Here is a 9,734-nt window from a genome sequence, read left to right as displayed (position 1 = left end):
GCCCCCTAAAGAGTCGTTCAAGACCAGGACGTTGATAGGTCAGGTGTGGAAGCGCAGTAATGCGTTAAGCTAACTGATACTAATTGCTCGTGCGGCTTGACCCTATAACTTTGATGTACCTAACCGTCATCAAGGAAGTTATGCCAAGTTGACGCATTCAAAAATCCTGTGAAAATAGGTTCGTTAATTCGATGAAGCTGATTAGCTCTATAAATTGGTTGTCTTGACCCAGTCAAGATAACAAAAAGTTATGCCTGATGACCATAGCGAAGTGGTACCACTCCTTCCCATCCCGAACAGGACAGTGAAACGCTTCTGCGCCGATGATAGTGCGGATTCCCGTGTGAAAGTAGGTCATCGTCAGGCTATTAAACCGGAAACGCCCAATCGAAAGATTGGGCGTTTTTTTTGCTTTTGCTTTATCAGCATCTAAATACCACCACTAAAAAGATGTCAATTGGCTGTCTGTTGTGGGAATTTTGATTGACTATGGAATAAAAAAAGTGGCAGGTGCCAAGGCTTAAAGCTGTTTGCTTGTGCAAAATCAGCTGATGTCGCTGTCGCCCCCACCGCCATTGCCTAAGCCCCAGACCGGTCCGCAAAAAGCCCTGCGCAAGCTCGGCCTGGAGCGGGCCATCGATCTGGCGTTGCACCTGCCGCTGCGCTACGAGGACGAAACCCGTATCAGTCGTTTGAGCGAGTTGCGTGAGGGCGATGAGGCGCAGATCGAAGGGGTGGTGACCCATTGTGAGGTCAAGGTCACGGGTCACCGTCAACTGCTGGTGACGCTGGACGATGGCACTGACACCTGCCTGCTGCGTTTCTTCGCCTTCTACCCCAGTACTCAAAAGGCGTTGGCGGTAGGCAACCCTATCCGGGCGCGCGGCGAGATCAAGGGCGGGTTTGCGGGCTTGACGATGATGCATCCGTCGTTTCATCCCGCGGGCAGGGAGCTGGCAGTGGCGTTGACACCCATCTACCCGACGGTGGCGCGGTTGCCGCAGGCCTATCTGCGCCGTGCCGTGCAGACTGGGCTTGCGCGCGCTGAACTGTCAGACACCATACCCGCAGAATATTTACATGAAATTGGCCTGAAGCCCGCGTGGAATATGCGTGAGTCGCTCTTGTTTTTGCATAACCCAACGCCCGATGTGGCGCTCGCCACCTTGCAGGATCACAGCCACCCGGCTTGGCAGCGGCTCAAAGCCGAGGAACTGCTGGCGCAGCAGCTGTCGCAATTGCAGGCCAAGCGCGAGCGGGCGAGGCTGCGGGCGCCGATGCTAGTGCAGGGCCGCCATGAGTCCGTTGATCGGGTCGCTCAAGATTCTAGCGTTCGTCCTGAGCCTGGCCAGTCGGAGGCCGGGCGGGAGGTGGCAGGACCAGGGCATCAACCCGACCGAATTTCGCCTTTGCACGAGCGCCTGTTGGCATCATTGCCGTTTCAACTCACGGCGGCCCAGCGCCGCGTCAGCGCGGAAATCGCGCATGACCTGGCACGGTCGATGCCCATGCACCGATTGCTGCAGGGTGATGTTGGCTCAGGCAAGACGGTGGTGGCGACGTTGGCGGCGGCGATTTGCATCGATGCAGGTTGGCAGTGCGCATTGATGGCACCGACCGAAATTCTGGCCACGCAACACTTTGCCAAGCTGGTGAGCTGGCTGGAGCCGCTGGGCATCAAGACCGCCTGGCTCACCGGCAGCCAGAAGACCAAGGAACGGCGCGAGATGCTGCCGTTGATCGCCAGCGGCGAAGCGGGCCTGGTCATTGGCACGCACGCCGTGATCCAGGACAAGGTGGTGTTCAAAAACCTGGCGCTGGCCATCATCGACGAGCAGCACCGCTTTGGTGTTGCGCAGCGGCTTGCCCTGCGCAACAAGTTGTCGCGCCCATCCGATGACCTTGGACTGAAGCAAGGGCCGCCCGGTTCGGAGCCTCATTTGTTAATGATGACTGCCACGCCGATTCCTCGCACACTGGCGATGAGCTACTACGCCGATCTTGATGTCTCCACCCTGGACGAATTGCCGCCCGGGCGCACGCCGATCACAACAAAGGTGGTCAACGACGCGCGACGTGACGAGGTCATTGCGCGCATCCGTGCCCAACTCGATGCCGGGCGACAAATTTACTGGGTCTGTCCACTGATTGAAGAGAGTGAAGCACTGGACCTGCGCAACGCCACCGAGACGCACGCCCAGTTAAGCGCGCTTTTGCCCGGCGTCAATGTCGGCCTGCTGCATTCACGCATGCCCACACCCGAGAAGAAAGCCGTGATGAGCCTGTTCAGCGCTGGCCAGATGGGCGTGCTGGTCAGCACCACGGTGATCGAGGTCGGTGTCGACGTGCCCAATGCCAGTCTGATGGTGATCGAGCATGCCGAGCGCTTTGGCCTCTCGCAACTGCACCAGTTGCGGGGTCGGGTCGGGCGCGGGGCAGCGGCGTCGGCCTGCGTGCTGCTGTACTCCACCGGCGATTCGCCGCGTTTGAGTCAGACCGCACGCGCCCGGCTGAAAGCCATGGCCGAGAGCAATGACGGCTTTGAGATTGCCCGGCGTGATCTGGAGATTCGGGGCCCCGGTGAGTTTCTGGGCGCGCGGCAGTCTGGTGCTGCCATGTTGCGTTTCGCCGATTTGGCAACGGACACCGCGCTGTTGGAGTGGGCGCGCCACTTGGCCCCTGTGATGCTCGATCAACACCCTGCGCTGGCAGAGAAACACGTGCAGCGCTGGTTGGGCGGCAAGGCGCAATTCTTGAAGGCGTGACGGTCAGACCGGGGTGCTGGCATGCCGCAGACTTTCTGCAGTTGGTTCAGCTTGCGTTCAGGCAGGCACCCGCAAACTACGCTCCATACCAACTCAAGGAGCTTTCCATGAAACGTCTCGTCATTGCCAGTCTGTTTGCTACCACCTTGCTCGGCGCCCAGGCGCAAAGCTTCACCGACCACGCGCGGGTTCGCAGCGCCGAGCCGCAGTATGAAACCGTCAACGTGCCGCGCAATGAGTGCAGCAGCCAGTGGATCAACGAAGACCGGCGCGGTGCTTATCAAACGCAAGAGCGCCAGCAAGACCGACAGTACGGCGGCGCCATTGTTGGTGGCCTGGCCGGGGGTGTCATCGGGCACCAGATCGGCGGCGGTAGCGGCAAGGATGCGGCCACGGCACTCGGTGTGGTGCTGGGCGCCATCACGGGCGACCGACTCGAAAATCGCAACCAGCCCCCGCAGTATTCGCAAGATTCGCAGTACCCCCAGTACGGGCAGCGCGAAGTGCAACGCTGCCGCACGGTGAATGACCCGCAATCGCGCATCGCCGGATACCGCGTCACCTACGAGTACCGTGGCCAGCAATACACCACCATGATGCGCAGCAACCCGGGCAACAGCCTGCCGGTGCGCGTGTCGGTGCAGCCAATGGAACAGTAAAGATGGGGCGTGGCAGGTATTCTCTATGTGCTGCCGCGATCGGCGGTAGTACCATGATCAGCGTTTGACAATGGCCTCGTTCTTTTACGCACTCAACACCATGAAATCGCTTTCCACCCTGCTTTGTGCCTTGCTGCTGGCTTTGACCACCCCGGCTTGGGCTGACATCAGCCGCGACCAGGCTGCGGCGGTGGCGCAGCAAGCCAGTGGCGCCCGTGTGCTCTCGGTCGAGAAGGCCGAGATTGATGGGCGAGTCGTGTGGCGCGTGAAGGTGCTCAGCGCGCAGGGTGAAGTGAGGGTGGTCCTGGTCGACGCTGCCAGTGGGCGGGTGCTCTAGGCCCGCTGAACGTCAAAATTTCATGCGCCTGCTGTTGATCGAGGACGATGCGGTCTTGCGCTTAGGCCTAGTGCGCCAGTTGGAAGCCGACGGTTACCGCGTGGACCAGGCGGCCGACGGCGCCGATGGTTTGTTTCAGGCGCGCGAGTATCCGCTGGACCTGGCCATTGTCGATCTGGGTCTACCCAAAGTGACGGGCCTGGCCGTGGTGCAAACGTTGCGCGCCGAGGGCCGCACGCTGCCGATCTTGATTTTGACCGCACGCGGCAGTTGGCAAGACAAGGTGCAGGGCTTGGAGGCGGGTGCCGACGACTACCTTGTCAAACCCTTTGAATACCCGGAACTGGCCGCGCGCGTCAAGGCGCTGCTGCGCCGCGCGCGCAAGGCGGCCTCCGATGTGCTGACACTGGGTCCGTTGCAAATCGATTTCTCAGCGCAGAGCGCCCGCCTGCACGAGTTGCCGCTGGAGTTGACCACCTTTGAATACCGGGTGCTCGAATACCTGGTGCGCGAGCGCGCCCGCGTGGTGCCCAAGCAGGAGCTGTCTGACTACCTGTACCCGCACGATGAAGACCGCGACAGCAATGTGCTGGAGGTGCTGGTGGGGCGGTTGCGGCGCAAGCTTGACCCGGATGGCGCGCTGGCGCCGATCGAGACCCTGCGCGGGCGCGGCTACCGATTTGTGATGCAGTGATGGCGCCACTGGCCACCGTCTCGATTCGTTCCCGTCTGATCTGGGGTGCGGCCCTGGTGCTGCTGGCGTTTCTGGCGGGGGCTGGCTGGGCAGTGCAGCAAGCGCATGCCGACAGCGTGCGCGCCGCGCGCTTTGCCCGCCTGCAAGCCACCATTTACCTGCTGATGGCCGGGGCCGAGCTCAATGCCCAGGGCGCCTTGCTGATGCCGGTTGCGCTGGCCGAGCCGCGCTTGTCGGTGCCCGCATCAGGCCTGTATGCCAACATTGCCAATGTCGCGCGAGGTGAAGATTGGCAGTCGGCCTCGACGCTGGGGCTCAATTTACCGTTTCAGCGCCAGTTGGCCACGGGCGAGTGGCGCTTTGAAACCGTGCTGACGCCGCCCGTGCCGGGGCGTGGCAAGTCTGCCGCGGCAGGCGCGTTTTTGTCTGCCACCTATGCCGTGAAGTGGTCGGACAAGGCGCGCACCGCCTCGCTGGTGTTTTCGGTATTGGAAAACAAAGGGGTTTTCGATCGCGAACTGGCTGTTTTCGAGGGCACGCTATGGCGCTGGCTCGGTGGCACCGGACTGCTGCTGTTGCTGACGCAGACGCTGCTGCTGCGTTGGGGACTGGCGCCGCTGGCCCGCATGACGCGTGAAATCCGTCAAATTGAGCAGGGCGCACAGACCAAGCTGCAGGGGCGTTACCCGAGAGAGCTCGCTGGCCTCACCCACAACCTCAACACCTTGATCGACCAGGAGCGCTCGCGCCAAACACGCTACAAGCATGCACTCGATGACCTGGCGCACAGCCTGAAGTCCCCGTTGGCCGTGTTGCGGTCCTCCCTGGCTGAACCGACCCAGTTGCCCACGCTGGTGGCCGAGCAGGTGAGCCGCATGGACGACATCGTGCGGCACCAGTTGGGCCGGGCGGGCGCCAGCGGCGCCGCACTTTTTGCCCCGCAACTGGCGCTGGCGCCGGTCTTGAAGCGCATCTGCGACTCGCTGGCCAAGGTCTATGTGGACAAGCAACTGGCTTTTGCACTGGACTGCCCGCCAGAGTTGAGCTGGCGCATCGATGAAGGCGACGCCTTCGAGATGCTGGGCAATGTGCTGGACAACGCGGCCAAGTGGGCGCGCCGCACCGTGACGGCTAGGCTCTGGCTGGAATCTGGGCGCCTGCACATCCGTGTGGTTGACGATGGCCCTGGTTTTGGTGACCCGCAAGCGGTGCTGGAGCGCCGGGTGCGCCTGGATGAGCAGGTGCCGGGCCACGGCATTGGCCTGGCGGTGGTCAGCGATCTGGTGGCCAGTCACCAGGGAGAATTGACGTTGTCGCGGGCCGAGGCTGGCGGCGCCCAGTTGGACATTGTGTTGCCCGCTGCCTGAGGCCGGCCCGCTGGGTCGTGCCAAGGCCAAGCGCGGCGCCCTTAGACTCTGCACACCATGCGACTACAGCTCATCTCCGACCTTCATCTGGAGCGTTGCCCCGACTTCGTGGCCCTTGCTGCGCCCAACGTTGATGTGCTGGTGCTGGCCGGCGACATCGGTTCGTACCAGGCCGGCTCGCATCTCACCGATCCCGATTTCGGCCTGGCGCGCTTCTCCCCGTTGCAGCCAGGCGCGCCGTGGTCCCGGGTTCTTTATGTTCCTGGTAACCATGAATACGACGGCTTGGACTATGAACAGACCTATGCCCGCTTGCGCGCCACCTGTGACCGGCTCGGCATCACCTGGCTGGAGCATGAAGTGCTTGAGCTGGGCAAGGTGCGCTTCATCGGCTCGACGCTGTGGAGCGACTTTGACGCCTTCGCTGGGGCTGAAGTGAACTTGACGCGCCAGCTGCAACTGCGCCAGAAAGCGTACCGCGCGGCCGACTACTACTTGCGCAAGAACACCACCTTGCGTGGCGGCGCGCCGATGCTGGCCCAGGAGATCCGGGAGCTGTCGCTCGCCGCCCAGGACTGGCTGGGACAAGCCCTGCGCCAGCCCTTCGATGGCAGCACTGTGGTGGTGACGCACTTTGCCCCGAGTCTGCGCAGTGCCGACGCGCGCTACGGCTTGAGCCCGGGCACGGCGGGATTTTGCAATGCGCTTGATGAGCTGTTGCCCTATGCGCAACTCTGGCTGCACGGCCACCTGCACTGCGCCAACGACTATGTGGTTCAGGGCAAGACCGAGGGGCGGGACTTTGCCTGTCGCGTGGTGGCGAACCCGCTGGGCTATGCCAGCAAGAACGAGCAGGGGGCCTTCAGGCCCGAGCTGGTGATCGAGCTGCCCTGAACCGCCCAGCCGCCCGCGCACGCCATCACACCAATTTCGCCAGCAACTGCGGCGTGCTGCGCACGCCCAGTTTCATGAGCAGCCGCGCTCGGTGCATCTCGACGGTGCGCGGGCTCAGGCCCAGCTCACGCGCCATCTCCTTGCTGGTCAGGCCCTGGGCCAGCCGAGCCACCACCTCGCGCTCGCGCGGACTCAGTCGCTGGGCCTCGGGCAGTGTTTGCGCCACCGGCTCAAACGACCAGACGGCAGCGGCGGCGGGCGTCCTGGCATCGAGCGCGCGGCCGCGCACGCGGCACCAGATCAGCGCGGCGTCAAAGCAGCGCATCAGGCGCTCGTCCTGGTACTGACCACCCTGATGCATGGACGGATAACCGCGCTGGCCGATGCGTGTGAACTCCTGCTTTGAGGGGTACAAGAGGGCGATCGACTGCCCGATCAGGGCGTCGGCGCTATAGCCAAACAAGGCCAGGAAGGCCAGGTTGCAGGCGGCCACTGTGCGGTGCTGTGTCAGGCACAGGGCGGTGGGGGCGTGGTCAAAACCCAGTTGTTCAGGTGTCATGACAGGGCACTATACGGTATTAGTACAGTATGGTCGTCTCAATGCTTTGCGCTTATCGTTGCGGCATCCCACCGCACCGGAGACAACCCATTGAATCTGTCGAATCTGCTGCTGCGCATCGCCCGCATGGACCCCGATCGGCCCGCCATCTTCAACGGCACGCAACTTGTGGCCAGCCACGCCCAATGGGCGGCACGCTGCGCCCGCCTGGCTGGCCATTTTCAGGCGGCGGGCTTGCAGCCGGGCGACCGGGTGGCCCTGTTCATGCGCAATCACCCGCGTTATCTGGAGGTGCTGTTCGGCGCCTGGTGGGCCGGACTGGTGGTGGTGCCCATCAACGCCAAGCTGCACCTGCGTGAAGCGCAGTGGATCGTTGACAACGCGCAGGCGCGCTGGGCCTTTGTGACGGCGGACGTCACCAGCGAAATGGGGGCGCATTTTCAGGGGCTGGAGCGCGTGGTCGACGTGGGCTCCGTCGACGCGGATGCGCTTTGGGCGGCAGAGGCTTTTGAGGGTCTGAATGGGATCGCTGACGGCGATGTGGGCGCGGGTCTGCGCCCCATCACCACGCGCCAGCCCGACGATGTGGCCTGGCTGTTCTACACCAGCGGCACCACCGGTCGCCCCAAGGGTGTGATGCTGACGCACCGCAACCTCATAACGATGGGCCTGACCTACTTCAACGATGTCGACGCCGTCACGGCGCAGGACACGATTGTCTATGCCGCGCCGATGTCGCACGGCGCCGGTATCTATGCCATTCCTCATTTGATGGCGGGCGCGCGCCATGCGGTGCCGGCGTCTGGCGCCATGGATCCGGACGAGTTGTTTGCGCTCGGCCGCGCGCTCGGGCCCCTGTCGCTGTTCGCCGCACCGACCATCGTCAAGCGGCTGGTGGATCAGGCGCAGGCCACCCAGCAAAGCCCACAGGACTGCGCGCTGGCGTTCAAGACCATCGTCTATGGCGGCGCGCCGATGTACGCGGCCGACATCGAGCGCGCGATCCGCGTCATGGGGCCGCGCTTTGTCCAGATTTACGGCCAGGGCGAGAGCCCGATGGTCGGCACCGCCTTGTCGCGCCAGCATCTGATGGACGTGACGCACCCACGGCATGCGCAGCGCCTGGCCTCGGTCGGTGTGGCGCAGACGCCGGTGCAAATCCGTGTCACCGACACCGACGGCCAGGACCTGCCGCTGGGCGAGGTCGGTGAGGTGCTGATCAAAGGCGACAGCGTGATGGCCGGCTACTGGCGCAACCCGCAGGCCACGGCGCTGGCGCTGCGGGGTGGCTGGCTGTTCACGGGCGACATGGGCATGCTCGATGCCGACGGTTTCCTGACGCTCAAGGACCGCAGCAAGGACCTGATCATCAGCGGCGGCTCCAACATCTACCCGCGCGAGGTCGAGGAAGTGCTGCTCACCGCCTCTGGCGTCGCCGAGGTCGCGGTGGTCGGCGCCCCGGATGCCGAATGGGGCGAAGTGGTGGTCGCTTTTGTGGTGCCGCAAGCCGGTGTGACGCTGGACCTGGCGGCCCTGGATGCGCTCTGTCTGCAGGAGATTGCCCGCTTCAAGCGCCCCAAGCGCTATGAAATTGTGGCGGCCTTGCCCAAGAACAACTACGGCAAGGTGCTCAAGACCGAGTTGCGCCAGCGCCTGCAAACCCCGTTGATACCGTTTAAATCACAAACTGGAGACACCGCATGACGACGACTCGATTTTTGCAAGGCAAACGCGCCCTGATTACCGGCTCGGTGCAGGGCATTGGGCTGGCCATTGCCACAGCCCTGGCGCGCGAAGGTTGCGCCGTGGTGTTGCACGGCCTGGGCGACGAGGCCACGCGGCAAGCGGCGATCAAGGCGGTCCGCGCGGCGGGCGCTGACGGCGCGCTGTGCCTGGACCACAATCTCGGTGACCCGGCTCAGACCAGCGCCCTGATGGCGCAGGTGCTGGAGGCCGGGCCACTGGACATTCTGGTCAACAACGCCGGTATCCAGTTCACAGCCCCACTGTTGGAGATGCCGCGTGAACGCTGGGATGCCATTCTGGCGGTCAACCTGTCGGCCGCGTTCGACACCATGCGCCTGAGCCTGCCGGGCATGATGAGCCGCGGGTATGGGCGGGTGGTCAATATCGCCTCGGTGCACGGCCTGGTCGCCTCGGTCAACAAGGCGCCGTATGTGGCGGCCAAGTTCGGCCTGATCGGCTTGTCGCGTGCCGCCGCGCTGGAGTGTGCCAGCGCCGGTACGCGCCAGAGCGGCGGTGTGACCGTCAACTGCATTTGCCCGGGCTGGACCGAAACGGCCATCATCGAGCCGCAGATTCAGGCGCGCGCGACGCTGTTTGGCGGCGACCGCGAGGCCGGCATCCGCGACCTGCTGAAAGAAAAGCAGCCCAGCGGACGCACCTCGACGCCCGACGAGATCGCGCGCACCGTGCTGTGGCTGTGCGAAACCGCGGCA

At 63.6% G+C, this 9,734-nt stretch carries 9 protein-coding genes and 2 rRNA genes; 10 read left to right on the top strand and 1 reads right to left on the bottom strand.

Annotated elements, in window-relative coordinates:
* The 8 genes from GZ093_RS18390 to GZ093_RS18355 form a co-directional block, all read left to right on the top strand.
* Positions 1-104 (top strand): 23S ribosomal RNA (locus GZ093_RS18390); the annotation flags it as partial.
* Positions 105-253: 149 nt separating this feature from the next.
* Positions 254-366, top strand: a 5S ribosomal RNA gene (rrf, locus tag GZ093_RS18385).
* A 185-nt stretch (positions 367-551) separates the two neighbouring features.
* Positions 552-2,765, top strand: coding sequence for an ATP-dependent DNA helicase RecG (gene recG / locus GZ093_RS18380; protein ID WP_296488843.1), 2,214 nt, complete (start codon positions 552-554; stop codon positions 2,763-2,765).
* A gap of 107 nt (positions 2,766-2,872) precedes the next feature.
* The gene (locus GZ093_RS18375) at positions 2,873-3,424 is read left to right on the top strand and encodes a glycine zipper 2TM domain-containing protein (protein WP_296488841.1); all 552 of its coding nucleotides are present in this window, start codon (positions 2,873-2,875) and stop codon (positions 3,422-3,424) included.
* 100 nt (positions 3,425-3,524) lie between these two features.
* Positions 3,525-3,761 (top strand): PepSY domain-containing protein, encoded by a 237-nt coding sequence (locus tag GZ093_RS18370; protein ID WP_296488838.1) that lies wholly within the window; start codon positions 3,525-3,527, stop codon positions 3,759-3,761.
* Between the two features lie 22 nt (positions 3,762-3,783).
* The gene (locus GZ093_RS18365) at positions 3,784-4,455 is read left to right on the top strand and encodes a response regulator transcription factor (protein WP_296488836.1); all 672 of its coding nucleotides are present in this window, start codon (positions 3,784-3,786) and stop codon (positions 4,453-4,455) included.
* A complete protein-coding gene (locus GZ093_RS18360; RefSeq protein ID WP_296488833.1) occupies positions 4,455-5,822 on the top strand; it encodes an ATP-binding protein in 1,368 nt (455 codons plus the stop codon). Before GZ093_RS18365 ends, GZ093_RS18360 begins: the two co-directional genes overlap by 1 nt.
* Before the next feature lie 57 nt (positions 5,823-5,879).
* Positions 5,880-6,716, top strand: a complete 837-nt coding sequence (locus GZ093_RS18355) for a metallophosphoesterase (RefSeq protein WP_296488830.1) — start codon at positions 5,880-5,882, stop codon at positions 6,714-6,716.
* Positions 6,717-6,741: 25 nt separating this feature from the next.
* Here the strand turns inward: GZ093_RS18355 and GZ093_RS18350 are convergent, their stop codons facing one another.
* On the bottom strand, positions 6,742-7,275 hold the full coding sequence (locus GZ093_RS18350) for a PAS and helix-turn-helix domain-containing protein (RefSeq protein ID WP_296488826.1): 534 nt from the start codon (positions 7,273-7,275) through the stop codon (positions 6,742-6,744).
* A gap of 90 nt (positions 7,276-7,365) precedes the next feature.
* Here GZ093_RS18350 and GZ093_RS18345 point away from each other — a divergent pair, with 90 nt between their 5' ends.
* Positions 7,366-8,979 carry an AMP-binding protein gene (locus tag GZ093_RS18345; protein ID WP_296488825.1) on the top strand — a complete coding sequence of 538 codons (1,614 nt, stop codon included), beginning with the start codon at positions 7,366-7,368 and terminating at the stop codon, positions 8,977-8,979.
* Positions 8,976-9,734: SDR family NAD(P)-dependent oxidoreductase (locus GZ093_RS18340; RefSeq protein ID WP_296488822.1), on the top strand; the 759-nt coding region annotated here is incomplete at its 3' end. The genes GZ093_RS18345 and GZ093_RS18340, both read left to right, overlap by 4 nt.

The organism is Rhodoferax sp., from assembly GCF_010365055.1.
GTDB lineage: Bacteria > Pseudomonadota > Gammaproteobacteria > Burkholderiales > Burkholderiaceae_C > Rhodoferax.
Note: the sequence above shows the minus strand (reverse complement) of the source record. Positions and strands in the feature narration are given on the sequence as shown.